The organism is Caballeronia grimmiae, assembly GCF_000698555.1.
Classification (GTDB): domain Bacteria; phylum Pseudomonadota; class Gammaproteobacteria; order Burkholderiales; family Burkholderiaceae; genus Caballeronia; species Caballeronia grimmiae.
Genome location: NZ_JFHE01000001.1, coordinates 376,041 through 400,523 on the forward strand (window position 1 = coordinate 376,041; position 24,483 = coordinate 400,523).

General features: G+C 61.9%; 20 protein-coding genes and 1 pseudogene. 15 read left to right on the forward strand and 6 right to left on the reverse strand.

Going from position 1 to position 24,483, the window contains the following annotated elements; translation table 11 throughout:
* Positions 1 to 18 precede the first annotated feature (18 nt).
* From BG57_RS01790 to BG57_RS01860, 15 genes are all read left to right on the forward strand, one after another.
* Positions 19 to 795, forward strand: coding sequence for an SDR family oxidoreductase (locus BG57_RS01790; protein ID WP_035959710.1), 777 nt, complete (start codon positions 19 to 21; stop codon positions 793 to 795).
* 138 nt (positions 796 to 933) lie between these two features.
* Positions 934 to 2,250 (forward strand): MFS transporter, encoded by a 1,317-nt coding sequence (locus tag BG57_RS01795; protein ID WP_035959712.1) that lies wholly within the window; start codon positions 934 to 936, stop codon positions 2,248 to 2,250.
* Between the two features lie 1,253 nt (positions 2,251 to 3,503).
* Positions 3,504 to 4,814: an urea ABC transporter substrate-binding protein gene (gene urtA / locus BG57_RS01800; protein WP_035959713.1), complete on the forward strand. Its 1,311-nt coding sequence runs from the start codon at positions 3,504 to 3,506 to the stop codon at positions 4,812 to 4,814.
* 100 nt (positions 4,815 to 4,914) lie between these two features.
* Complete coding sequence (urtB, locus tag BG57_RS01805) at positions 4,915 to 6,531, forward strand: urea ABC transporter permease subunit UrtB (RefSeq protein WP_035959874.1); 1,617 nt, start codon at positions 4,915 to 4,917, stop codon at positions 6,529 to 6,531.
* Between the two features lie 3 nt (positions 6,532 to 6,534).
* Entirely contained in the window at positions 6,535 to 7,728 is a 1,194-nt protein-coding gene (gene urtC, locus BG57_RS01810; protein WP_035959715.1) for an urea ABC transporter permease subunit UrtC, read from the forward strand.
* Positions 7,725 to 8,594 carry an urea ABC transporter ATP-binding protein UrtD gene (gene urtD / locus BG57_RS01815; RefSeq protein WP_035959719.1) on the forward strand — a complete coding sequence of 290 codons (870 nt, stop codon included), beginning with the start codon at positions 7,725 to 7,727 and terminating at the stop codon, positions 8,592 to 8,594. The genes urtC and urtD overlap by 4 nt, the downstream gene beginning before the upstream one ends.
* 625 nt (positions 8,595 to 9,219) lie before the next feature.
* Positions 9,220 to 9,912 (forward strand): urea ABC transporter ATP-binding subunit UrtE, encoded by a 693-nt coding sequence (gene urtE / locus BG57_RS01820; protein WP_035959720.1) that lies wholly within the window; start codon positions 9,220 to 9,222, stop codon positions 9,910 to 9,912.
* Positions 9,913 to 9,942: 30 nt separating this feature from the next.
* A complete protein-coding gene (locus BG57_RS01825) occupies positions 9,943 to 10,803 on the forward strand; it encodes an urease accessory protein UreD (protein ID WP_035959721.1) in 861 nt (286 codons plus the stop codon).
* 170 nt (positions 10,804 to 10,973) lie between these two features.
* Positions 10,974 to 11,276 (forward strand): urease subunit gamma, encoded by a 303-nt coding sequence (locus BG57_RS01830; RefSeq protein WP_008342482.1) that lies wholly within the window; start codon positions 10,974 to 10,976, stop codon positions 11,274 to 11,276.
* An 8-nt stretch (positions 11,277 to 11,284) separates the two neighbouring features.
* Positions 11,285 to 11,590 carry an urease subunit beta gene (locus BG57_RS01835; protein ID WP_035959722.1) on the forward strand — a complete coding sequence of 102 codons (306 nt, stop codon included), beginning with the start codon at positions 11,285 to 11,287 and terminating at the stop codon, positions 11,588 to 11,590.
* A 15-nt stretch (positions 11,591 to 11,605) separates the two neighbouring features.
* Positions 11,606 to 13,312 carry an urease subunit alpha gene (gene ureC / locus BG57_RS01840; RefSeq protein ID WP_035959723.1) on the forward strand — a complete coding sequence of 569 codons (1,707 nt, stop codon included), beginning with the start codon at positions 11,606 to 11,608 and terminating at the stop codon, positions 13,310 to 13,312.
* A 6-nt stretch (positions 13,313 to 13,318) separates the two neighbouring features.
* A complete protein-coding gene (gene ureE, locus BG57_RS01845) occupies positions 13,319 to 13,906 on the forward strand; it encodes an urease accessory protein UreE (protein WP_035959724.1) in 588 nt (195 codons plus the stop codon).
* The gene (locus BG57_RS01850; protein WP_035959725.1) at positions 13,893 to 14,573 is read left to right on the forward strand and encodes an urease accessory protein UreF; all 681 of its coding nucleotides are present in this window, start codon (positions 13,893 to 13,895) and stop codon (positions 14,571 to 14,573) included. Before ureE ends, BG57_RS01850 begins: the two co-directional genes overlap by 14 nt.
* 28 nt (positions 14,574 to 14,601) lie before the next feature.
* Positions 14,602 to 15,252 (forward strand): urease accessory protein UreG, encoded by a 651-nt coding sequence (gene ureG / locus BG57_RS01855; RefSeq protein ID WP_035959726.1) that lies wholly within the window; start codon positions 14,602 to 14,604, stop codon positions 15,250 to 15,252.
* 175 nt (positions 15,253 to 15,427) lie between these two features.
* A complete protein-coding gene (locus tag BG57_RS01860) occupies positions 15,428 to 16,453 on the forward strand; it encodes a class I SAM-dependent methyltransferase (protein WP_152562476.1) in 1,026 nt (341 codons plus the stop codon).
* A 41-nt stretch (positions 16,454 to 16,494) separates the two neighbouring features.
* Here BG57_RS01860 and BG57_RS01865 read toward each other — a convergent pair.
* The 6 genes and pseudogenes from BG57_RS01865 to BG57_RS01890 all read right to left on the reverse strand — a co-directional run.
* A pseudogene (locus BG57_RS01865) lies at positions 16,495 to 16,865 on the reverse strand (cardiolipin synthase B); the annotation flags it as partial.
* A gap of 85 nt (positions 16,866 to 16,950) precedes the next feature.
* Positions 16,951 to 18,264 carry a lipid IV(A) 3-deoxy-D-manno-octulosonic acid transferase gene (gene waaA / locus BG57_RS01870; protein ID WP_035959875.1) on the reverse strand — a complete coding sequence of 438 codons (1,314 nt, stop codon included), beginning with the start codon at positions 18,262 to 18,264 and terminating at the stop codon, positions 16,951 to 16,953.
* Between the two features lie 41 nt (positions 18,265 to 18,305).
* Complete coding sequence (locus BG57_RS01875; RefSeq protein WP_035959731.1) at positions 18,306 to 19,190, reverse strand: Kdo hydroxylase KdoO; 885 nt, start codon at positions 19,188 to 19,190, stop codon at positions 18,306 to 18,308.
* A 49-nt stretch (positions 19,191 to 19,239) separates the two neighbouring features.
* Positions 19,240 to 20,274 carry a lipopolysaccharide heptosyltransferase I gene (gene waaC / locus BG57_RS01880; protein WP_308743627.1) on the reverse strand — a complete coding sequence of 345 codons (1,035 nt, stop codon included), beginning with the start codon at positions 20,272 to 20,274 and terminating at the stop codon, positions 19,240 to 19,242.
* Positions 20,275 to 20,523: 249 nt separating this feature from the next.
* Complete coding sequence (locus BG57_RS01885; RefSeq protein ID WP_152562477.1) at positions 20,524 to 21,606, reverse strand: fimbrial protein; 1,083 nt, start codon at positions 21,604 to 21,606, stop codon at positions 20,524 to 20,526.
* Positions 21,603 to 24,332 (reverse strand): fimbria/pilus outer membrane usher protein, encoded by a 2,730-nt coding sequence (locus BG57_RS01890; protein ID WP_052005558.1) that lies wholly within the window; start codon positions 24,330 to 24,332, stop codon positions 21,603 to 21,605. The genes BG57_RS01885 and BG57_RS01890 overlap by 4 nt, the downstream gene beginning before the upstream one ends.
* Positions 24,333 to 24,483: the final 151 nt, after the last annotated feature.

The window sequence follows — 24,483 nt, forward strand, 5'->3', positions numbered from 1 at the left end:
CCATCAACAGGAGACAACATGCGACTGCAAGGCAAAACGGTAATCGTGACGGGCGCGGGCTCGGGTTTCGGCGAAGGCATCGCCAAGACGTTCGCACGCGAAGGCGCGAACGTCGTCGTCAACGATCTGAACGGCGCGGCGGCCGAGCGCGTCGCCAGTGAAATTGCGCTGGCTTCGTCGCCGGAAACGAAGCACGGACGCGCGATCGCCGTTCAGGGCGATGTCACCAAACGGGAAGACTGGCAGCGTCTCTTCGATGCGACCATCGACGACTTCGGCAGCGTGCAGGTGGTCGTCAACAACGCGGGAACGACACACCGTAACAAGCCCGTGCTCGATGTAACCGAGGCCGAGTTCGATCGCGTCTATGCGGTGAACGTCAAGAGCATTTACTGGAGCGTCGAGCAGTTCGTGCCGTATTTTCGTCAGCAAGGCGGCGGCGCGTTCATCAACATTGCATCGACGGCGGGCGTGCGGCCGCGCCCTGGCCTCGTCTGGTACAACGGCAGCAAGGCGGCGGTGATCGTCGCGAGCAAGGCGCTGGCCGTGGAGCTGGGCCCGGATCGCATCCGCGTGAACTGCATCAATCCGGTGATGGGCGAAACGGGCTTGCTCTCCGAGTTCATGGGCATGGAGGACACGCCCGCGAACCGTCAGAAGTTCCTCGCGACGATTCCGCTCGGCCGCCTGTCGACGCCGCAGGACATCGCGAATGCGGCGCTCTATCTCGCTTCCGACGATGCCGAGTTCATCACGGGCGTGGCGCTCGAAGTGGACGGCGGACGCTGCGTCTGACGCGGGGCCGACGCGCGCCCGCGTCGGCTTTATCGGTGTTTTCCCCATCTAAAACAGCCGCTTGGCGTGCAGCCGAGCGGCTAGAATCCTTACGCGAATATAACGATGCTCGCGTTTGCACGAGCGTAAGGAGACGAGATGTCGAGCACTGCCAATCCCATGCAGCGCCCGGGCGCGGGCGCGCCTTCGAGCTTTGAGGAAGCGACGTATCGCAAGGTCGCGTGGCGGCTCTCGCCGCTGCTGCTGATCTGTTACGTGGTGGCGTATCTGGACCGCGTGAACGTCGGCTTTGCCAAGCTGCAGATGTCCACCGATCTCGGTTTGTCGGATGCCGTGTATGGCTTCGGCGCGGGCATTTTCTTCTTCGGCTATTTCATCTTCGAGATCCCGAGCAACGTCATTCTGCATAGAGTCGGTGCGCGCGTGTGGATCGCGCGGATCATGATTTCGTGGGGCATCATTTCCGCGCTCACGATGTTCGTCACCACGCCCACGATGTTCTACGTGATGCGCTTTTTGCTCGGCGTCGCGGAGGCGGGCTTCTTTCCCGGCATCATTCTTTATCTGACGTACTGGTATCCGGCGCATCGGCGCGGGCGGATGACCACGCTGTTCATGACGGCGATTGCGCTGTCGGGATTGATCGGCGGGCCGGTGTCGGGCTGGATCATGAAGACCTTCGACGGCGCGAACAACTGGCACGGCTGGCAATGGCTGTTGCTGCTGGAGGGCATTCCGTCGGTGATCGTGGGCATCGTCGTGTTGTTGATGATGGACGATCGCATTTCGAAGGCGAAGTGGCTCACGCAGGAAGAGCGCGATTTGCTGGAGCGGAACATCGCGGCGGATAACGTCGAGAAGGAGGATCTGCCGATCAGCCGTATCTTGTCGAGCCCGAAGGTGTGGCTGATGAGCCTGATCTACTTCTCGTTCGTGATGGGACTTTATGGCGTGAGTTTCTGGCTGCCGACGATCATCAAGGCGACAGGCGTCACCGATGCTTTGACCATCGGGCTGCTGTCGGCGATTCCTTATGGCGCGGCGGTGGTTGGCATGCTGCTCGTGGCGCGCAGTGCAGACAAGCGCGGTGAGCGTCGGTGGCATATTGCCGTGCCGGCGTTCGTTGGAGCTATCGGGCTTGTGCTGTCGGTTATCTGGGCCGGGAATACGCCGCTCGCGATGCTCGGACTCACGCTTGGCACGATGGGCATTCTCACTACGCTGCCGTTGTTCTGGAGTTTGCCTACGGCGTTTCTTGCCGGCACTGGGGCGGCGGCCGGAATCGCGATGATCAACTCTCTTGGCAACCTTGCCGGGTTTCTTAGTCCTTATCTGGTTGGCTGGCTTAAGCAGGTCACCGGGGCTAATTCCAGTGGGATGTATATGCTTGCCGGGTTTCTCGTGGTTGGGGCTCTGCTTGTGCTCAGTGTTCCTGCGCGGATGGTCAATCGGTGATTTGGTTTGCCCTTGGGCGGGCGTTGCTTTTTTTATGTCGGCGTGGCCGCTTGCCCCTTCCCGGGGCCGGGATCGATGAAGGATTCTTACTCTTGTGCGGGTAGGTTATTTTTTCTTCGGTTATTCGTGTCGGTCTATTAGCTCGCCCCTCCCCGGGGCGGGGGTCACTTTCTTTGCCGCTGCAAAGAAAGTAACCAAAGGAAGCAGCTTTTTCTCGAACCGCCCAATCCAATAACTTGCGTGGCCACTCCGTAGAACATCAGTGGAACTCAGCTTGATAGAGCCTTGAATCACCTTCCGCGCCCGCTGACTACTAACGTCCTCCGAGCCCCTTGGCTCGTTAACACCATCGGGACGCCTGCCGCCTCGCTACAACAAGGCATTTCATAAGCACCTTCCGCTTTCAACAAGTGCCTTAGTGCATCATCGACTTCGCTCGCAGAACACTACTTCCGGCCATCACTCGCCGTCAAAGTCGGTGAGCCGGTCGTGGTCCGTAGTCACGGTCCGTCCGTGGTCGTGGTCCGTCCGTGCTTATGCTTGTAGTCGCTTGCGGAGTGGCGGGCTGCGCGCTGCGGCCACGGCTCGCTACTCGCGACTCGCGACTCGCGACTCGCGACTTGCGACTTGCGACTTGCGACTTGCGACTTAACGCTCGCGGCTTGCGGCGAGGGTTTCAAGGCTTATTTCCCGTTCGAAATGTTCGTGCGTGGTGTGATGTGTCCGGATTGGTTTTGTCGAGCCAAGGGGCTCGTATGGGGTCGCGCTCAGGGAGCGTGGGAGGTGGTTCAAGGCTGCTAATTAATTCGAGTGCCACCGATGTTCTACGGAGTGGCAACGCAAGTCTGTGCTTCGGGCCAGAAAAGCTGCTTTCTTTGGTTTCTCTCTTTGCATGGGACCAGAGTAAGGCGCTAAAGAGCCAACTCTGGTCGACAGCCAAGAAAGTGACCCCCGCCCCGGGGAGGGGCGCACTAATAGACCGACACTAATAAACCCAACCACCGAAAACAAACACGCAAACCGAACGACCCGCACCGCAACGATGCAAGCTCACCGTCTGGTGCACCAAAACAATTCGAGCAACAGCAAGGCCGCAAGCGAAGAACGAAGCACAAACCCCCAGCAAACCCAAGCCAGCCGTGCGAACGGCCCTAATTGGCATACCCCTTGCAAAAGAACCCACAACGCCAAATTTCGGCAGCTTTCCAAAAGCAGCGAAACCAAAGCCACATCCGCCAAGGGGGAAACCAAAAATGAAACGACGCAGTCTGCTGAAACTCGGCTCCATGTCGGGCGCGCTGGCCCTCGCCGGCCAACTGCCCATGTCAAGGGCGCACGCCGCCGACACGACCGGTCCGATCAAGGTCGGCATTCTGCATTCGCTGTCCGGCACCATGGCGATCTCCGAAACATCGCTCAAGGACACCGCCCTCATGACCATCGCCGATATCAACAAGAGCGGCGGCGTCATGGGGCGGCAGCTTCAACCCGTCGTCGTCGATCCCGCTTCCAATTGGCCGCTCTTCGCCGAAAAAGCCCGCCAGCTGCTCACGCAAGACAAGGTCGCGTGCGTGTTCGGGTGCTGGACATCGGTATCGCGCAAATCAGTGCTGCCCGTGTTCGAAGAACTCAACGGCCTGCTCTTCTATCCCGTCCAATACGAAGGCGAAGAGATGTCCCGCAACGTCTTCTATACCGGCGCCGCGCCGAATCAGCAGGCCATCCCCGCCGTCGAATACCTGATGGGACCGGAAGGCGGCAGCGCCAAACGCTTCTTCCTGCTCGGCACCGACTATGTGTACCCGCGCACGACCAACAAGATCCTGCGCGCCTTCCTCCACTCGAAAGGAGTCAAGGATGCGGATATTCAGGAGGTCTACACACCGTTCGGACATAGCGACTATCAAACCATCGTCGCGAACATCAAGACCTTTGCGCAAGGGGGAAAGACCACGGTCATCTCGACGATCAACGGCGACTCGAACGTTCCGTTCTACAAGGAACTCGGCAACCAGGGGCTGAAAGCCACCGACGTGCCCGTCGTCGCGTTCTCGGTCGGCGAAGAAGAGCTGCGCGGCATCGATACCAAGCCGCTCGTCGGCCATCTCGCCGCGTGGAACTACTTCATGTCGGTGAAGAACCCCGCCAACAAGAAGTTCGAAGCCCAATTCGCCGAATGGGTCAAGACGCAGAATCTGCCCGGCGGAAACAAGCGCGTGACGAACGATCCGATGGAAGCGACCTTCGTCGGCATTCACATGTGGAAGCAGGCCGTCGAGAAAGCGAAGAGCACCGATGTCGACAAGGTGCGCGTCGCGATGATCGGACAGAGTGTCGCCGCACCCTCGGGCTTCACGCTCACGATGGACGGCAATCACCATCTGCACAAGCCGGTGATGATCGGCGAGATTCGCGGCGACGGCCAGTTCAACGTCGTCTGGAAAACGAAGACCGCCGTGCGCGCGCAACCGTGGAGTCCGTTCATCGCGGGCAACGAAGGGAAGCCGGATGTCGTGAGTTCAATTCCGTCATTCCTGCGCCGCTCGCGCGTGCGCACGGCATAAGTCCGTTGCATTGATGGCTTGATGCAAGGCCGCGCGTTCGTGCATGACGTCACGGCGTCATCGCACGCGCGGCCGTTTCAGTTCGATCAGAAAGGCCACCATGACCGGCTCGCTCGCCTCCCCTTTCCTGCGCGTAGTGCTCGCGTGCTTCCTGGCGCTCGCGCCATTCGCGGCTCATGCACTCACCGCCGATGAGCTCGCCCCGCTCGCCGGCGACGATTTCCAGGCGAAGTCCGCCGCCATCGACAAACTGATCGCCAACGCCGATGCCCCTTCCGTCGCGGTGCTGCACGCGCTCGCTGACGGCTCGCTCGTCGCGACCGACGACGGCCACGTCATGATGCAAACCGACGATGGCAACAAGGACCCGATCACCAGCAAGATCGTCGATGCCCCCGACGCGCAAGCGATCACGCTGAACAATTCGCTGCGAACGAAGGTCGCGGGCGCGTTATCGGGCCTGCAACTCGCCTCGCCCGATGTCGCAAAGCGCCGCGAAGCCGTCGCTGCGTTGCTGAAGAACCCGGATGCATCGATGAAGCCGCTGATCGATCGCGCCCGCGCCGCCGAAACCGACTCCGAATTGAAGAAGCGCCTCGACACCCTCTGGGCGATGACCGCGCTGCACGATCCCGACGCGAGCAAGCGTCTCGCAGCAGCGCAACTCGTCGCGGCTCGCCATGACCTCGACATGTATGAGTTGCTGCGCCCCATCGTCGTCAAGAAAGGCGACGGCAGCTATAACGAATCCGATGAACGCGTGCGCGCCGCTGCGCAAGCGGGCATCGAGGAACTCGATTCGATCCAGCGCCGCAGCGAGATCGCCGGGACGATCTTCGCGGGTCTGTCGCTCGGCAGCGTGCTGCTGCTTGCGGCGCTCGGGCTCGCGATCACTTATGGCCTGATCGGCGTCATCAACATGGCGCATGGCGAGTTCCTGATGATCGGCGCGTACGCCACTTACGTCGTTCAAAACTTCGTGCAGCACTACGCGCCCGCCGCTTTCAACTGGTATCCGCTGCTTGCGGTGCCTGCGTCGTTCATGGCGGCGGCGCTCGTCGGCATCGTGCTCGAAAGGCTCGTTTTGAAGCATCTTTATGGACGTCCGCTCGAAACGCTGCTGACCACGTTTGGCATCAGCCTGATCTTGATTCAGGCCACGCGCACGACCTTCGGCGCGCAGAACGTGCAAGTGACGAACCCTTCGTGGATGAGCGGCGGCGTCGCGGTCATGCAGAACCTGATCCTGCCGTACAACCGCCTGACGATCCTCGCTTTCTCGATTGCCGTCGTCTTCATCGCGTGGGCCGTGTTGACGCGCACGCGGCTAGGCTTGTTCGTACGCGCTGTCACGCAGAATCGGCGCATGGCCGCGTGTGTCGGCGTGAAGACCGCGCGTGTCGATTCCTATGCGTTCGCGTTCGGCGCGGGCATTGCAGGGCTTGGCGGATGTGCGCTATCGCAGATCGGCAACGTCGGCCCCGATCTCGGGCAGAGCTACATCATCGATTCGTTCATGGCGGTCGTGCTCGGCGGCGTCGGTCAACTGGCGGGCACGGTGATCGGCGGCTTCGGGCTGGGACTCGTCAGCAAGACCATCGAGCCGTTCTGGGGCGCGGTGCTCGCGAAGATCGCGGTGCTCGTGCTCATCGTCCTCTTCATTCAGAAGCGTCCGCAGGGCATGTTCGCCCTCAAGGGCCGCAGCGCGGAGGCTTGACCCATGACCGCCTCGACGAATATCGGCGCGAATCTCGACGTCGCGCCGCAACCCGATCCGAGCGCCGCACGCGCAGGCTTCGCGCTCGGCTTGCCGCCGCGCGCCGCGCTATTGCCACGCAACGGATGGATCGCGCTGATCGCGCTCGTCATCGCGATGGGCGTCTGCGTGCCGCTCTCCGCGCTCGCACTGCCGGAAACGAGCACGTTTCATCTGTCCGCTTATGCGATGACGCTCGTCGGCAAGCTCATGTGCTATGCAATCGGCGCACTCGCGCTCGATCTCGTGTGGGGTTACTGCGGCATTCTGAGCCTCGGGCATGCGCTTTTCTTCGCGCTGGGCGGCTATGCGATCGGCATGTATCTGATGCGGTCGATCGGTCGCGAAGGCACGTATCAAAGCGATCTGCCCGACTTCATGGTGTTTCTCGACTGGCGCGAGTTGCCGTGGTACTGGCAAGGCACGGAGCATCTCTGGTATGCGCTGCTGCTCGTCGTGCTGGTGCCGGGCGTGCTTGCGTGGGTCTTCGGCTTCTTTACGTTTCGTTCGCGCGTGAAGGGCGTGTATCTGTCGATCATCACGCAGGCGATGACGTTTGCGGCGATGCTGCTCTTCTATCGCAACGAAACGGGCTTTGGTGGAAACAACGGCTTCACCGATTTCAAGCGCATCGCGGGCTTCTCCGTCACGCATCCCGGCACGCGCACTGCCCTCTTTCTCATCACGTTCGCCGTGCTCGTGCTGGCGTTCCTGGCAGCGCGCTGGATCGTGACATCGAAGCTGGGCCGCGTCGTCACTGGCGTGCGCGATGGCGAAGCGCGCCTGATGTTCCTCGGCTATAGCCCGCTCGCCTACAAGCTCTTCGTATGGACGGTGTCGGCGGTGCTGTGCGGCATTGCGGGTGCGCTGTATGTGCCGCAGGTCGGCATTATCAATCCGAGCGAGATGTCGCCTGCCAATTCGATTGAAATGGCGATCTGGGTCGCGGTCGGCGGACGCGGCACGCTGATCGGGCCGATCATCGGCGCATTCGCGGTCAATGGCGCGAAGAGCTTCTTCACCGCCTATTTCGCCGAGTATTGGCTCTTTTTTCTTGGCCTGATCTTCACGCTCGTGCCCTTGCTATTGCCTAACGGAATCATGGGACTCATCGACCTTGCGCGTCGCAAGAAGACTGCGGGAGACACTGCGGAATGACCGCTCACAACGCATTGATTGTCGACTTGCCGCCGATTACGCCTGTCTACGACGACTCGAACCTCAACGGCGTGGCCGGCCTCGGGCATGTGCCTGCGCCCGGTGAGATCGACGTATCGCACGGCACGATTCTTTATCTCGAAGACGTGACGGTGAGCTTCGATGGCTTTCGCGCGCTCAACAAGCTTACGCTGTCGATCGACGTGGGCGAATTGCGGTGTGTGATCGGCCCGAACGGTGCGGGCAAGACGACGATGATGGACGTGATCACCGGCAAGACGCGGCCTGATGACGGCAAGGTCTTTCTGGGCCAGACGTTCGATCTCACGCGCATGTCGGAGCCTGTGATTGCGCGCACGGGCATCGGCCGCAAGTTTCAGAAGCCGACTGTGTTCGAGAATCATCCTGTGTGGGAGAACCTCGAACTCGCGATGAAGACGGACAAGCGGTGGTTCGCATCGTTGCGGGCGCGGCTGGATCGGGCGGCGCAGGCGCGCATCGAGGAGACGCTCGAACTGATTCGCTTGCAGCATCATGCGACGCGGCTGGCGGGCGAGTTATCGCATGGACAGAAGCAGCGGCTTGAGATCGGCATGTTGCTGATGCAGCAACCGGCGCTGCTTTTGCTCGATGAGCCCGCTGCTGGCATGACCGATCACGAGACGATGGAGCTTGCTGAGTTGCTCAATACGCTCCGCGGTTCTTGCTCGATGATGGTCGTCGAGCATGATATGGAGTTTGTTGCTGCACTCAGCGGTGATAGTGGGAAGGTTACTGTCATGGCCGAGGGCAGTGTTCTTGCAGAAGGCACGCTTGATTCCGTCAAGCGGGATGACGCTGTTGTTGAGTCTTATCTTGGACGGTAGGGGTCTTTCTTTTGATTTTTCGTTGAGCTTGTATTCGTGTCGGTTTATTGGTGCGCCCCTCCCCGGGGCGGGGGTCACTAAAGAAAGCAGCTTCGTTTAGGCCCGAAGCACAGTACGCGGGGTTACTTCGTAGAACATCGGTGGCACTCAGCTTGAAAGAGCCTTGAATCACTTTCCGCGCCCACTGAGCGCTCACCCCATGCGAGCCCCTTGGCTCGTTAACACCGATCGGGCACTTAGGTCCGTGAGGAGAAAACAGTCACGGGTTGCTTCAATGCACTGCAAACGCCAATGAACAAGAAGTTGGCAACCCTGCTTTGGTTTAGTGCTGTCTAAAACTTACTCGCGTGACGGTTGTTCACCGATGGTTTTGTCGAGCCAAGGGGCTCGGAGGACGTGGCGCTCAGCGGGCGTGGAAGGTGATTCAAGGCTGTTTCAAGCTGAGTGCCACTGACCTTCTACGGAGTGGCCACACCAATCTGTGCTTCGGGCTAGAAAAGCTGCTTTCTTTGGTTACTTTCTTTGCAGCAGCAAAGAAAGTGACCCCCGCCCCGGGGAGGGGCGCACTAATAGACCGACACGAATAACCGAAGTCACCCGTATAAAAAATCGAGAGACAACGTCCATGCTAGAAGTAGAAAACCTGAACCAATACTACGGCGGCAGCCACATCCTAAGAAATGTGCGACTGACGGCCCCCGACGGCAAGCTAACCGTGCTGCTAGGCCGCAACGGCGTAGGCAAAACGACGCTCCTCCGCTGCCTGATGGGCGTCGTACCGACCAAAAGCGGCACCATCACCTGGCGCGGCGCCAAGATCTCATCGATGCCAACGCATACGCGCGTCTCGAACGGCCTCGCCTATGTCCCGCAAGGCCGCGACATCTTCGGCCGTTTGACCGTCGAAGAGAACCTGCTCGTCGGCGCCGCAAGCCGCAACGCCCCTTCGAAAATCCCCGATCGCATCTACGAACTCTTTCCCGTTCTGCGCGACATGAAGCATCGTCGCGGCGGCGATCTGTCGGGAGGCCAACAACAGCAACTCGCGATAGGCCGCGCATTGATGAGCGAACCGCAACTGCTGATCCTCGATGAACCGACAGAAGGCATCCAGCCTTCGATCATTCGCGACATCGGCCGCACGCTGCGTCAGCTCGTCGATGAAATGGGCATGACCGTGCTGCTCGTCGAGCAGTACTACGACTTCGCACGCGAACTCGCGGATCAATACTGGGTCATGAGCCGAGGCGAAATCGTCGCGGGCGGCGAGGGATCGCAAATGGATGCGCATGGAGTGCGCGAGCTGATCGCCGTATGATGACGCATCATTCCCGATAGCATCGTCTCCATGCATCACGAATCCCACGCGGCGCTCGCCGATCCCGACATCTGGCGCGGCTCGCTCGAACTCGGCTTCGCACGTCAGCACGACCGCACCGTTTGCACGCATCGCAAGCATGAAGGGCCGCTGCGCCTGCAACGGCCGCTCTATCCCGAAGGCGATATCTGCCATGCGGTGATCGTGCATCCGCCCGGCGGCGTCGCAGGCGGCGATCGTCTGAACATCGACGTCAAGCTCGGCGACGGCTCGCACGCCGTCATCACGACACCCGGCGCGACGAAGTGGTACAAGGCCAACGGCAAGCTCGCGACGCAGCACATCGCTATCGACGTCGCGGCGCACGCGAAGCTCGACTGGCTTCCGCAGAACAACATCGTGTTCGAATCGTCGAACATCGAGCTGGACTTCCGGCTCACGATCGACGAAGGCGCAACGGCCATCGGCTGGGATGCAATGCTGCTAGGCCGCGCCGCCGCCGGCGAACGATGGACGAAAGGACATATCAAGGCGGTTTCGCGCATCATGCATCGCGATGGACGCACGCTCTGGTTCGAACGCAGTCTGATCGAAGCAGGCGACCCATTGCGCGATGCCTTGCAAGGACTCGCAGGTCATCCCGCTTACGGCACGTTATGGGCGATAGGCCCGGCATGCGACGACGCGCTCGCCGAAGCCATCACCGCACAGTTGCCCTTCGACGACGTTCTACGCGCAGGGGCATCGTGCGTTGCGCCCGGCGTGCTGATCGTGCGTGCAGTAAGCCAGTCGATGGAGCCGCTGCAACGCGCGCTCACCGAATGCTGGCTGCGGCTTCGCCCGCTCGTGCATGGCGTCGAAGCGCGGCCGCTCAGGCTTTGGACCACCTGATTGCGCACCACGATGGCGCACAGCGACGCTCCATTCGTGTGCAAGCCGTTTGCATCAGACGCGCGAACGCACATGGCACAAGGCCAGTGCATCGATGGCACGGCTCTCGCTTGAAGCGTCGGTTCTAAAGAAACATAATGAAGAAGCCCAACGCTCATTAGAACAAGTCCATGAAACTCACGCCTCGCGAAAAGGACAAGCTCCTGATCTTTACGGCGGCGCTGCTCGCGGAACGCCGTCGCGCACGCGGTCTCAAGCTGAATCATCCCGAAGCCGTCGCTTTCATTTCGGCTGCATTGATGGAGGCCGCCCGCGATGGCAAGACCGTCGCTGAAGTCATGCATTACGGCACCACACTCCTCACGCGTGACGACGTGATGGAAGGCGTGCCGGAAATGATCCCCGACATTCAGATCGAAGCCACCTTCCCGGACGGCACGAAGCTCGTCACCGTCCACCATCCCATCCCTTGAGACGCGCGATGATTCCCGGCGAATATCTGATCGATGTCGGCGAGCACGAGCTCAACGCCGGACGCGAGACCGTATCGGTCGTCGTGGCCAACAGCGGCGACCGGCCCGTGCAAGTCGGCTCGCACTATCACTTTTATGAGGTCAACACGGCGCTCGTATTCGATCGCGAGAAGGCGCGCGGCTTCCGGCTCAACATCGCGGCCGGCACCGCGGTGCGCTTTGAGCCGGGACAGGAGCGCACGGTCGAGCTCGTCGCGCTGGCAGGCGATCGTCACGTGTACGGCTTCAACGGCCTCATCATGGGCCCACTCTGATCAGGACATAACGACATGACGCTACGCATCGGCCGCCGCGCTTATGCAGAGATGTTCGGCCCGACCACCGGCGACCGCGTGCGCCTCGCCGACACCGATCTCATCATCGAAGTCGAACGCGACTTCACCACCTACGGCGAAGAAGTGAAGTTCGGCGGCGGCAAAGTGATACGCGACGGCATGGGCCAGTCGCAACGCACCGCCGCCGATGTGGTCGATACCGTGGTGACCAACGCGCTGATTCTCGATCACTGGGGCATCGTGAAGGCGGATATCGGCATCAAGGGCGGCCGAATTTTCGCCATCGGCAAGGCGGGCAATCCCGACATTCAGCCGAACGTGACCATTGCGATCGGCGCGGCCACCGAAGTCATCGCGGGCGAAGGGATGATCGTGACGGCGGGCGGCGTCGATACGCATATCCACTTCATCAGCCCGCAGCAGATCGACGAGGCGCTTGCAAGCGGCGTCACGACGATGCTCGGCGGCGGCACCGGCCCGGCGACCGGCACCAACGCGACGACATGCACGCCCGGTCCGTGGCATATGGAACGCATGCTGCAAGCCGCCGATGGCTGGCCGGTCAATCTCGGATTTCTCGGCAAGGGCAACGCGAGCTTGCCGGAGCCGCTCGTCGAGCAGATCAAGGCGGGCGCGATCGGCCTGAAGCTGCACGAGGACTGGGGCACGACGCCGGCCGCCATCGACAACTGTCTCTCCGTCGCCGACGATACGGACACGCAAGTCGCCATTCACACGGACACGCTCAACGAAGCGGGCTTCGTCGAAGCGACGATCGCCGCGTTCAAGGGCCGCACGATTCACACGTATCACACGGAAGGCGCGGGCGGCGGCCACGCGCCCGACATCATCAAGGTGGCGGGCGAATCCAACGTGCTGCCCTCTTCCACGAATCCGACGCGACCGTACACGGTCAACACGCTCGACGAACATTTAGACATGCTGATGGTCTGCCATCACCTGGACCCGTCGATTGCGGAAGACATTGCATTCGCGGAATCGCGCATCCGCCGGGAGACCATCGCGGCGGAAGACATCCTGCATGACCTCGGCGCGCTGTCTATGCTCTCTTCCGATTCGCAGGCGATGGGCCGTGTCGGCGAAGTCATCATCCGTACATGGCAGACGGCGCACAAGATGAAGGTGCAACGCGGCGCGCTCGCAGAAGACAACGCCCGCAATGACAACTTCCGCGCGAAACGGTACGTCGCGAAGTACACGATCAATCCCGCGATCACGCATGGCATCGCGCATGAAGTGGGATCGATCGAACCGGGAAAATGGGCCGATCTCGTGTTCTGGGAGCCGGCGTTCTTTGGCGTGAAGCCCGCGATGATCGTCAAGGGCGGCATGATCGCCGTGGCGCAAATGGGCGATCCGAACGCATCCATACCGACGCCGCAGCCCGTGCACTACCGCGAGATGTTCGCGACGCGCGGCGGCGCGCTCGGCAAGACATCGCTGACATTCGTGTCCCAACTGGCGCTGGAGTCGCGCATCACGGAACGGTATGGCTTGAAAAAGCAGGTGGTGGCGGTGAAGAACTGCCGCAATGTGACGAAGGCCGACATGATTCACAATGCATGGCAGCCGTCCATCAGCGTCGATCCGCAGACCTATCAGGTGATCGCCGATGGTCAATTGCTCACCTGCGATCCCGCCACCGTGCTGCCGATGGCGCAACGCTATTTTTTGTTCTAAAGCCTTATGCGCACTATCGACAAACGTCTTACAGCGAAGCTCGCCCCGGTTCTCGTCAAACGCGCGCCAACGATAACCCTCGCATTCGATGCGCGCTGCAAGAGCCGCCTTGCGGTCACGCTCGATAACGGCGAGGAAGCCGCGCTCGTGATGCCCCGCGGGACCGTGCTCGCCGATGGCGACATGCTCGTCGCCGACGATGGCGGCTTCGTGCGCGTGGTCGCCGCAGCCGAAGACGTGCTCGTCGTGCGTGCGGTGAATCCGCTCGTGCTGATGCGCGCGGCCTACCATCTCGGCAATCGGCATACGCCCGTCGAGATTCACGCGGATCATCTCAAGCTCGAAGCCGACTCCGTTCTCGAAGACATGCTCAAGCGTCTCGGCACGACCGTCACGCGCGAATCGCAGCCGTTTCAGCCGGAAACGGGCGCATATGGCGGCGGGCACAAGCATGGCCATGACGAGACGTTCAGTGAGGACTACGCGCTCGCGCAGAAGGTCTATCACGAGCATCACGGGCACGATCATTCGCAGTGCGGGCACAACCATTCGCACGAGCATCATCACCATCATCACGGTCATGCGCACGACTGAACTCACGGCGCTGCTGCATCTCGCGTCGCCTGCGCTGCCTATCGGCGCGTTCAGCTATTCGCAAGGGCTCGAAGCGGCGATCGAACACGGCTTCATACACGATGCCGATAGCACGCGCGAGTGGATTGCAAACGGCCTCTCGCATGTGCTCGCGCGTGGGGAGTTGCCGTTCATCGCGCATCAGATGGAGCGCTGGCGGACGCATGACAGTGCTGCGCTTGCCGATGCAAACGACGAATACATCGCGAGCCGCGAGTCCGCTGAATTGCGCCGTGAGACCGAGCAGATGGGGTGGTCGCTCGCGCAACTGTGCGCATCGCTCGAATGGGGCGACGAAGCGCGTCGCGCGACGCTCGCTGCGATGAAGCCCATCGCGCAACCGACGGCCTTCGCGTTCGCGGCGTATGCCCACGATGCTTCAACCGATGCGGCGCTCGCCGCTTATGCGTTCAGTTGGGTCGAGAATCAGGCCGCCGCCGCGCTCAAAGCTGTGCCTCTGGGTCAGCTTGCGGGGCAGCGGATCATCGTGGCATTGCGCGCGCCGATCGACAATGCCGTGAGTCGTGCGCTCGCTACATCGCCCGATCAGGTCAATACCTTCGCGCCGCAGCTTGGCATCTTGTCGGCGCGGCATGAGTCGCAATACTCGCGGCTCTTCCGTTCTTAACTTGCTTCAAACATCGAATCGATATCGCATGAACGCTCCTGCTTATTCCGCCGCCGCTCGTCGAACGAAGAAACTGCCGCCGTTGCGCGTGGGCGTCGGCGGGCCTGTTGGTTCCGGTAAAACGACGCTGCTCGAAATGCTCTGCAAGGCGATGCGCGACAAGTACGATCTCGTCGCCATCACCAACGATATCTATACGAAAGAGGATCAACGTCTGTTGACCGTGGCGGGCGCGTTGCCGGCCGAGCGCATCATGGGCGTGGAAACGGGCGGCTGTCCGCATACGGCGATCCGCGAGGATGCATCGATCAATCTCGAAGCGGTGGACAGGATGGTGTCGCGCTTTCCGGACGTCGATATCGTTTTCATCGAGTCAGGTGGCGATAATCTGGCGGCTACGTTCAGCCCCGAGCTTTCCGATCTGACCATCTATGTGATCGATGTCGCCAGTGGCGAGAAAATTCCGCGTAAAGGCGGGCCCGGGATTACCAAGTCAGATTTGCTTGTGATCAACAAGACGGACCTTGCGCCTTATGTCGGCGCAAATCTGGATGTGATGGCGAGCGACGCTACGAAAATGCGTGGGGAAAGGCCGTTCGTGATGTGCAATCTCAAGGAACTAGACGGGTTGGATGCAGTGGTGTCGTTCATCGAGAAGAAAGGGTTGCTGGCGGTGTAAGGGGGACGATTGATCGCGTGCGGCTGCTGGAGGTGGCCCGCTCGACATTCAAAGATCGAAGCGATTCCCGGGCGCATTCGTCTATCGTCTGCGCCGTTTTTATGTAGCTATTCTAATAAAACATAGGCGTCATTTACCAGCTATAGCTCTTTCGCATCCCTCTGGCATTTCCGGAGTGACGTACGGGCCGCTGGACGACAGAATCACGTCAATGCAAGACGGAAATAAATTCGCATGTGTTAGCCGCATCACGCATCCGTCGATAGCAAGGTGTTTAGAATCGTTCTTCCGGTGCCGCATCTTCACCCCCCGCCCAACGAGCTTCGCTTTATTCAGCATAACGAATGGTCGTTCGCTTCCTTTTACAGCGGAGAGATTCATGAATACGAGCGCAACCTTGAAGGCGGAAATTAAGCGGCGGGTGAAATGGTCTCTGATCGGCGCAGTCGCCAGACTTCCGGATTCCGTACAAACCTTGCTTTTCGTTTCAAGCGTCCGCAAGTACGGCAAACGCGTGCCCATCCTGCGGGTCGTCTACAGCGGCTGTTACAGGACTCATCCGATCGACCGCACGCTCGGCACCGATACCGGCGGCATCTATCCGCCCGAATCCGTGACAGGCACTAATGGTCCGGAAAACGGCAACCTTCCCTATATGGGCTGCCAGCCGAGCATTGTCCGGCATGCGCTGAGTCAGCTCGGCGACGTAAGCGGACGCACGTTCATCGACATAGGCTGCGGCAAGGGCCGCCCGATGATCGTCGCGACGGAATTTCCCTTCGATGCCGTGCTGGGCTACGACATTGCGGCGCCGCTCGTCGATATCGCGAACCGCAACGCAGAGATTGTCGCGCGCCGCTTTCCCGGGCGAACGGCCATGCGCGCGTTCGTCGACGATGCGACCCGAATGCCCCTTCCCTCCAAAGACATCGTCGCATTTTTCTTCAACCCGTTCGGCGCGGAACTCATGGCCATCATGCGGCAGAAGTTCGAAGCTGCCCTCGCCGATCACACGATCGAACGCCTCACTATCGTCTACATTTATCCGACGTGCGCTCATGTGTACGACCAGTCGCCGATGCTCGCGCGGCAAGCCTCGTTCAACACGCCGTACGCGCCCAGTGAAATCGGCTATGGGCCTGACTTGCAGCAGGAAGTGATCATCTGGAACGATGCGCGACACGCGCCAGCGTGTCATTGACCTTTACAACGGACGAATCCAGCAACGCGACGCACGATCTTTTCGCGCAGCATGCGCAAATAGCGCTTGTCCATCTTCGATGTCCGGCAGCGCACTCGCGATCTGCTCGCCAGTTCCGCCGATCCCGGTAAATGAAGTTTCGAGACTGATGGTACGACGCGCGGAGCGGATGCCTTCCGATATCGATGAAAAGATCTGCTCTCCGTTAATTAGCATGTCGAAGCGATTTCCGCCGACGATGGGCGGCCCGAGCGGCAGTCCCATCGAACGGAGAAATTGCGGATCGTCGCGCGGATAGAGCCGTTCGATCTTGTGCTCGGTATTCTTCTCGCCGCTCGACAGGTTCGCGATGACCAGCACGACGACGAGCGTGACCCCGATTGGTCGCGACAATCAGGGCGATCGTCTGCATGCACGGCCTCGCTTGGCGGACGGACGTCTCGAAAGGGGGATGCATGGGGCGATCCTCCGGGGTGCAATCCGGTCAGATCGCGGCCTTACGCCTCGCGATCCTCCAGCAACGCGCCTAGCACTTTAACCGTCCGTTCCGTCGCCCCGCGATGCCTCGCCGCGAACGCCGCCGCAGCCTCGCTCATCGCGATTCGGCGCGGCTTGTCTGCGAACAATTCGCGCAACGCATCCGCGAGGCCGTGCGGGTCCTCGATACGCAACGCCGCGCCCGCCGCGATGGCATCGTTGGTCGCCTGCGTAAAATTGAACGTGTGCGGCCCGATCAGCACGGGCACGCCCGCCGCACACGCCTCGATCAAATTCTGCCCGCCAAGCGGCAACAGGCTCCCGCCGATGAACGCCAGATCCGCCGCCGCGTAATACGCGCCCAGCTCGCCCATCGAATCGCCGAGCAACACCTGCACGTTCGACGGCAATCGCGCCGGCACATCCGCGCCCGATCCCACCGCGACGGGCTTCGGCGCCCACACCGATCGCCGCGCGCCCGTCATCCCGGCAGCCGCGATCAACGCCGACACTTCATCGAAGCGCTGCGGATGACGCGGCACCAGAATCAGCAGCGCATCCGGCACGTTCAGCGCAGCAAACGCCCGCAGCACCAATGTCTCCTCGCCTTCGCGCGTGCTCGCCGCGACCCACACGGGCCGATCGCCGATGGCCGCGCGCCACGCCTGTCCACGCGCGATCAACTCGGGAGGCGCGCTCATGTCGAACTTGAGGTTGCCGAGCACCGCGATGTTGCGCGCGCCGAGCGCGGTCAGACGTTCCGCATCGGAAGGCGTCTGCGCAAGCACGCGCGAGAACCCGCCGAACACTTCTCGCACCGCTCGCCCGAAGCGCGCCGCGCGCCGGAACGACCGCTCCGACATGCGCGCGTTCGTCAACACGAGCGGCACGTCCGCGCGCTTGCATTCGTCGATCAGCGTCGGCCAGACTTCCGTCTCCATCACGATGCCGATCGACGGCCGCCACGCGCGCAGAAAACGCCGCACGAGATGCGGCAGATCGTAGGGAAGATAGCTGCGCAAGACGCGATCGCCGAACAGGTCGATGCCCGTCGCGCGGCCGCTCGGCGTCATGTGCGTGATGAGCAAGCGCGCTTCGGGGTGCGCCTTCATCAGCGCTTCGATCAGCGGCTGCGCAGCGCGCGTCTCGCCGACCGATACCGCATGCACCCAGATCAGCGGCGCGAAATCGTCGGAGCGGCGTGCGGGGCCGCGTCCGAATCGCTCGCCGATATGCTCGCGATAACCCCGCTCCTTGCGCGAACGAATCAGAAGACGCAGCACGGCGAGCGGCGCCACGATCCACCACATCGCGCGATAGATCGCCCTAAGCACAGTCGCCGATAACGGCGCCGCCGGCGCGGATGCAGCGCCGCTCAAACGAGCGCCCTGCCCTTCAGGCGCTCGAGAATGCCAAGCGGCGCATGATCGGGCCGCGCCATTGCCTTGACGGGGAGGAAGAACGTCTGCTCCATCATGAACTGGCCGGACATCACCGCATGCGACGTCTGATCCGAAAAGCAGACCCACACCGATCCGGGCGGAAACGGCATCGTCTCCTGCGGCGAGGATTTCTGGTAAGCGAGGTCGGCCTTCATCGCGTCATGCAAATGCAGCATCAGATGGTCATACTCGCTGCGCTTGCTCTTCGTGATGTGCAGCAGATTCATCAGCCATGCGGAACCCGGCGCCTGCGGCTTGATGCCGGGCAGAAACCGCTTCGCCATGTCTTCGAACGGCTCGCCCACCCGCCACACGCGCGGCGCGCCTGCCGGATTGACGTTGGTGAAGACGCGCAAAATGCGCTCGCCGTAATTCGGACGCGACGGGAATGCATCGACGTGCAGGCGGCTATCGTCCTTGCGCCACGATGTCTCGCGCGTCTCGACCTGATGCAGCCGCAGACTCGTCGGTGCGACGCGCAGCTTGCCGTCGTATTCGGGGAAGAGCCCGTCGACGAGCGTGCGCGCGTTCGTCTGATACCGGGCGATGAGCGAGCGCACCGCCGACTGCATCACGTTGTCTCCGACGACGCCGTTGAGCGCGCCGCCGTTCGGCGCGAGGCTGATGTTCTTGCGCTTCGGGTCCGCGATTTCCGGGTCGAGCAGCGCCTGTTCGCCGCCTTCGATCGCAAAACGCAGGTTGGGAAAGTAGAGGACCTTGCCGTCTTCCACGCCGGCCAGCAACGCCTCGCGCGGTACGGACAGGTTCTTGCCCTGCCAGTCGCAGGATGCGACTTCGATGATCTGAGATTCCGTCATGTGCCTTCCAACTTGATTAAGCTCGCGCACGGCGCTGCGTCTTACGGCATCACAGCAGGCCGAAACCCGCGAGCGCGGCCTTCACTTCGGAGAGCGTCGGATGCCGGCTCGCGTCGCCGAGATTGATCACGTTGGGCGACCAGTAGCCGCCGGTGCGCCATGCGGTCGAGAAATTGTACAACTCGACGGTAGGCCGCTTCAGCGCTGCGGCAATATGAACGAGTCCGGTATCGACGCCGACCGTCGCCGCGGCGCCATCGACCAGACCGACGACCGCCGGCAGCGACAGCTTCGGCGGCACGATCGCGGCCGCGCCGAATTCCTTCGCGAGCTTCTCGCTCGTCGCGCGTTCGGCGTCGCTTCCCCACGGCAGCACGATGGATGCCCCGCGCGTCACGAGCGCCTGCCCCAGTTCGATCCACGCGGCTTCGGGCCATTGCTTGTCGGCGCGGGACGTCGCATGAACGAACACCACATACGGCACCGGCAGATTCAGCCCGAGCGCGGACAGCGCGAGCGTCGCGCGGCGCGTGTCGATGCCGAAGTCAATGTCATCGGTCATCTGCGGGCGAGGCAGATCGAGCGCGGCCGCCACGAGTTGACGCGTGCGCTCGACGACGTGCGTGCGCGGCTCGATGGGCACGCGCCGGTCATAGAAGAAGCGCACAGGCCATTCATAGCCCGCGCCGTCCGTGCGATTGCCGAGTCCGACCAGCGGCCCGCGCGCCCAGCTCGCGACCCACGCGGTCTTGATAAGCCCCTGACAATCGATGACGAGATCGTATTTCTCGGCGGCAAGCTCACGCCTGAACTTGCCGATCTCGCGCCAGTTCGCCGCCGATGCGAAGCCCTTGCGCCAGCGGCGCAGCGAAAACGGGATCGCGCGGCGTACGCCATCGACCAGTTCGACGAGGCTCGCAAAGCTCTCTTCGACGAGCCAGTCGATCTGCGCATCGGGATAACGGCGGCGAATGTCGGCGATGGCCGGCATGTTATGCACGACGTCGCCAAGCGACGACACGCGGACGATCAGGATCTTTTGCACGCTGTGAAGGAAGGCGCGGCTCGCGCGATGGAGATGGATGCGAAGGGAGGATTTTAGCGCGAGCGGCACGCGCGGCGCGAAAGGATCGCGTCAGTCGAGCGATATGACGAAGGGACGATTCCGCCTGGCGAGGCGGAATTCAGGGGACATGCGGGGGATTCGATGCGCCGACGTGGCCGGCGATCCAGCAAGGAAGGCCAGCGGCCGCGCGCACTTGCACTCGGGGCGATGAGTGAAGTTCGCGCAACCGCGGAGCGCACTTGCAGCAATCAGGCGACGGCCGCGCTCCTACATATAAGTCAGCGTGATGGCCAGCGCACCCGAGAATGGCCCGACCGTTCCGTTGGTGAGCAGACGCTTCAACTGCACCGTGTACGAGTGGCTGCGGCTGACCACCGACATCAGATCGACGAAATCGGTCGACGTGCCGTCCAGCAGCAAGACTGCGTTCGACTGCTGATCCACTATGTTCACGCCCATGCCGTTGCCGAGGTCCCACGTGCGCGTATCGGCGAGCGTCGCGGGCGAGGATGGCACGAATGCGATTCCCAATTTATAGGGACTGGTACATGCACGAGACCCGGTCAACGCGACGGATCTCGAACCGGCAACTGCCCCGACATTGCCTGTCGCCGGCAAAGAGCCGAAATCGACCGTCGAACTCGGCGAGAACGTCAGATCAGCGAAGCAGCCGATGAAGCGCACCGTTCCCGTGAGGTCGAAGTTCAGGTTGGCATTCGGATTGATGTTGAGCCCCCCGCTGCCGTCCAGCTGGAATACGCGGAAATTGGAAAACGACGAACTACCCGACGCAGGCGAAGCACCGCTTTTGATCAGCACGACCGAAAACGTCAGCGAAAACGTAAGCGACTGCACCCCGTTCGGCAGCGCCTGATTGACCGAAACCGACCCCGAGGACTGCTGGTACAGCGTTCCGTTCCATTTCACGCCGATGATGGCTCCGGCCGCCGGCTGCTGGTTGGCGGGATTGATGTACATCCGGACTTCGTCATAGACGTCTGCGCCAAAGTCCTTGTAGCAATAGATCGTGATGGAGTACTGCGGCGACTCCCAGATGATCGTGCCGTTGGCCGCATCGGCTGGCACGGCGATATTGCTTGGAATCTGTTGATTGATGACTGGATTGGACGTGCCGGACTGCAAGCAAGACAGCGCGAAGGACGTCTGCGACGTCATCAACAAAAGCAGGCCCGCTGCGGCTGCAAGCCACCTGCTCTTCAATCTTCTTTGCCCGAGCAGGCCGATAGAGGCAAGCAGGCCGAGACTGACCCGCTTGAGCCAGGAATGGCGTGAATGGAGGACTGTCAATGCTTTCATTTGTTGATCGCCATGTAATTCGTGGGTACTCACCGGCAGACCGCGTCGACGAAGGTGGTCGCTGCCGACGTGCCCTTCTCGACAGCAGGCAGCGCATAACGCGCTTTGCAGCTCTGTTGGGCGCTTTCACCCCATTTCACCGAGAGTTCACCGCTGGCCGCGCGCGCGTAAAACATGGCGCGGCTGCCCTGACTGACCGTACCGACGCTGTTGCCCTTTTCGTCCTGCACGTCCGCGCCGAATGGCGCCGCTTCGCCGGTAGGGCGACGCACGCGCATCAACACGGCACGTCCGCGATCCTCGGTCTCGAACTTCACGCGCACCAACGCGCCTGCCGTCGGCGCGAATTGCTGCTCGGTGCTTTTGAGCTGAATGCCCAGCGGCAAACCGGCCGTGTCGATTTCGACCCTGTTCTGCGAGTACGGCTGCACGCCCGCGACAAGCGCAAGCCCATGCGGATCGATGTGGACGCCCGGCGCGCTCGCCACGCGTGCACCGACGGCGTCCTTCGCCTCGATGACGGCGAGGGTGTCGCCGGTCTGCGGCGAGAACACCATGCCGCCCTGATAGGCCACCACCGAACCGGTAAGACCGCCGCCCACCTGCGTGTAACCGTTCGCATGGCTCGCGTTGACGCGCACCTGCGTGACGGGCGAAAGGTAGCCGGCGTTCGCGTTGATGCTCGTGTGGTTGGCCGAGCCGTTGGTGTAGCCGGCAGTGACGCCGTAGTTGAACTGGTTGTCCGTGCCCGCCGTACCCGTGAAGGTTTCCTGAATCTGATTCGTGTGGTCACGCGAATCGTGGAGCCAGCTCGTCGTGCTGTTGGCGATCCTGGCGCCGAGATCGAGCGGAACGTTCACGCTCAGCATCAGGCGGTTGTCCCACCGCGACGATGCCACGTCGTATTGACGCGCGGCCGAAACACCCACGCCTACACGGCGGAAGTTGGTGTTGTAGCCGATCTGGAAGGTCGTATCGCGCCCGGACCTGTTCCAGTAGTTCTGCGTATAGCCGGAAAGATAGACGGAACCGCCCCCTTTCAGACTCTGGTTGATCGTCAGCTGGAGCCGGCCCTTCTGAATGCCGATGTTCGAATTCGCGATGCCCCGCTTGGCCAGATCGCCGATCAGCATCGCGTCCTGTACGTTCAGGAAGCCGCTGGTCGAATAGCGATACGCCGCCAGCGTCAGGCTGGTTTCCGTGGGCGAGAAGATGCGCGAATAGGAGATACGCAAGCTTTGCCCGCTGCGGCTCCCTTGATTTGCGAGCGTGGTGTTCGCTTGCGTCACGTCCGCAGCGAATGCACCGATGGGCGTGTTGAGCGACGCACCGACGGCGCCCGACATGTAGTCCTCCGCCAGCACGGCGCCGCCGTACAGCGTGATGAAGTTCTTGATGCCGTGCTGCACGCTCGCTTCGAACACGAACGGCTGCTTGTGCATGAACGTATTGCGATACTGCCCAGCGGCGACCTCATAGCGCCACCGGCCCTCGCGCAAGGCGTTCACCGGCGACGCGTAAGGGACGAGATACGTGTGCTGGCTGCCGTCGGCTTCCGTCACGATGACCCGAAGATCGCCGCCATAGCCAGTCGGATACAGGTCGTCGATCTGGAACGGACCGGGCGCGACCGTCGTCGTGTAGATGATGTTGCCGCTCTGCCTGACCTCGACCTTCGCGTTCGAATTGGCGATCCCGCGCACCGTCGGCGCGTAGCCGCGCTGCGAATCCGGGTACATGCGGTCGTCCGTGCCGAGTCGCACGCCGCGCAAGCCGAAGCTGTCGAATATGCTGCCGTCGGTGTAGGAATCGCCTAGCGTGAACTGGCTCTTGATCGGCGCGAACGAGCGCTGCAGATACGTCTCCAGACTCTGGACGTGCGCGCCCGACCCCGAGTTGGTCGTGACGTTGCCGTTATAGCGGAACCGCCAGGCACCCACGTTCAGGCCCGCGTTCACGCCAACATAGCCTTGCGTGTCCGAACGTCCGTGGCCCCTGGTGTTGAAGACGTTGGCGTTGTACTGGAGCAGCGAGGCAGTCGCACCGTCGTCCCAGAACTGTGGATCGACCCAGCCGCGCGCGTTGCGGCTCATCGCCGCCTGCGGAACGCTCAGGTCGAGCCGCTGCTCGCCCACGTCGAACGTCGCGCTCGCCTCCGGAATCAGCTTCGGCAGCAAGACCGCACCGCCGCCGGTGGTGGCGTTGAGTTGGGCGCGCGCCGTTTCGGACAGACGGGTCAGGTCCACGCCCGCCCGCATGAGCAAATCACGGGTGAACGTCGGTTGCACGTTCGCGCGATTCCCGTCGACTTCGACAAGATCGACGTCGACTACGCCGATCCAGATTCCGTTGACATGGAGCGTTGCGCGATAGTGACCGGGCAGCGCCACATTACCCTTGTCGAAACGCGAGATGTCCACCCGCGCGGCGCCGCTGCCGACCAGGAAGCTCCGGTTGAACTCGACGACCGGCGCACCCTGCGCGTCCGCGTTCGCATTTGCCGTCGGGGCATTCGGCGCACTCGCCGCACTCGCCGCACTCGCCGCACTCGCGGCATTGGCGGACGGAGGCGGCGCGGCACGATGGGCATCAGCCGATGCCGCGGTTTCCGGCTCGATCGTTTGGGCGGCATCCTGCGGGGCGTCGGCCCGGGCCTGCGCAGCGGCGAAAGCGAGCAGCACTGCCACGCTGACCTGTCCCATCAGAAGGACGTCGGCGTGACTTTCCCGGGAATTGAATTTCGAGTTACGGTCATTCATGGTAGGCCCGATTGCAGGCGTGTTACGCCGTGCAAAATCGTCGGATCATCGGTTTACGCGCAATCTGTTTGCGACGATCTTCGTTGTGACTTATGCGCATCGGGACGTGGTTTCGCGCCCGTTTGCGCACCTTCTGGCCGGAGAGTCTTGC

What these genes read in the sequence shown, in the direction of transcription:
- BG57_RS01790 (WP_035959710.1), top strand. Translation starts at nt 19, where the DNA reads ATGCGACTGCAAGGCAAAACGGTAATCGTGACGGGCGCGGGCTCGGGT.
- BG57_RS01795 (WP_035959712.1), top strand. Translation starts at nt 934, where the DNA reads ATGTCGAGCACTGCCAATCCCATGCAGCGCCCGGGCGCGGGCGCGCCT.
- urtA (WP_035959713.1), top strand. Translation starts at nt 3,504, where the DNA reads ATGAAACGACGCAGTCTGCTGAAACTCGGCTCCATGTCGGGCGCGCTG.
- urtB (WP_035959874.1), top strand. Translation starts at nt 4,915, where the DNA reads ATGACCGGCTCGCTCGCCTCCCCTTTCCTGCGCGTAGTGCTCGCGTGC.
- urtC (WP_035959715.1), top strand. Translation starts at nt 6,535, where the DNA reads ATGACCGCCTCGACGAATATCGGCGCGAATCTCGACGTCGCGCCGCAA.
- urtD (WP_035959719.1), top strand. Translation starts at nt 7,725, where the DNA reads ATGACCGCTCACAACGCATTGATTGTCGACTTGCCGCCGATTACGCCT.
- urtE (WP_035959720.1), top strand. Translation starts at nt 9,220, where the DNA reads ATGCTAGAAGTAGAAAACCTGAACCAATACTACGGCGGCAGCCACATC.
- BG57_RS01825 (WP_035959721.1), top strand. Translation starts at nt 9,943, where the DNA reads ATGCATCACGAATCCCACGCGGCGCTCGCCGATCCCGACATCTGGCGC.
- BG57_RS01830 (WP_008342482.1), top strand. Translation starts at nt 10,974, where the DNA reads ATGAAACTCACGCCTCGCGAAAAGGACAAGCTCCTGATCTTTACGGCG.
- BG57_RS01835 (WP_035959722.1), top strand. Translation starts at nt 11,285, where the DNA reads ATGATTCCCGGCGAATATCTGATCGATGTCGGCGAGCACGAGCTCAAC.
- ureC (WP_035959723.1), top strand. Translation starts at nt 11,606, where the DNA reads ATGACGCTACGCATCGGCCGCCGCGCTTATGCAGAGATGTTCGGCCCG.
- ureE (WP_035959724.1), top strand. Translation starts at nt 13,319, where the DNA reads ATGCGCACTATCGACAAACGTCTTACAGCGAAGCTCGCCCCGGTTCTC.
- BG57_RS01850 (WP_035959725.1), top strand. Translation starts at nt 13,893, where the DNA reads ATGCGCACGACTGAACTCACGGCGCTGCTGCATCTCGCGTCGCCTGCG.
- ureG (WP_035959726.1), top strand. Translation starts at nt 14,602, where the DNA reads ATGAACGCTCCTGCTTATTCCGCCGCCGCTCGTCGAACGAAGAAACTG.
- BG57_RS01875 (WP_035959731.1), bottom strand. Translation starts at nt 19,190, where the DNA reads ATGACGGAATCTCAGATCATCGAAGTCGCATCCTGCGACTGGCAGGGC.
- BG57_RS01890 (WP_052005558.1), bottom strand. Translation starts at nt 24,332, where the DNA reads ATGAATGACCGTAACTCGAAATTCAATTCCCGGGAAAGTCACGCCGAC.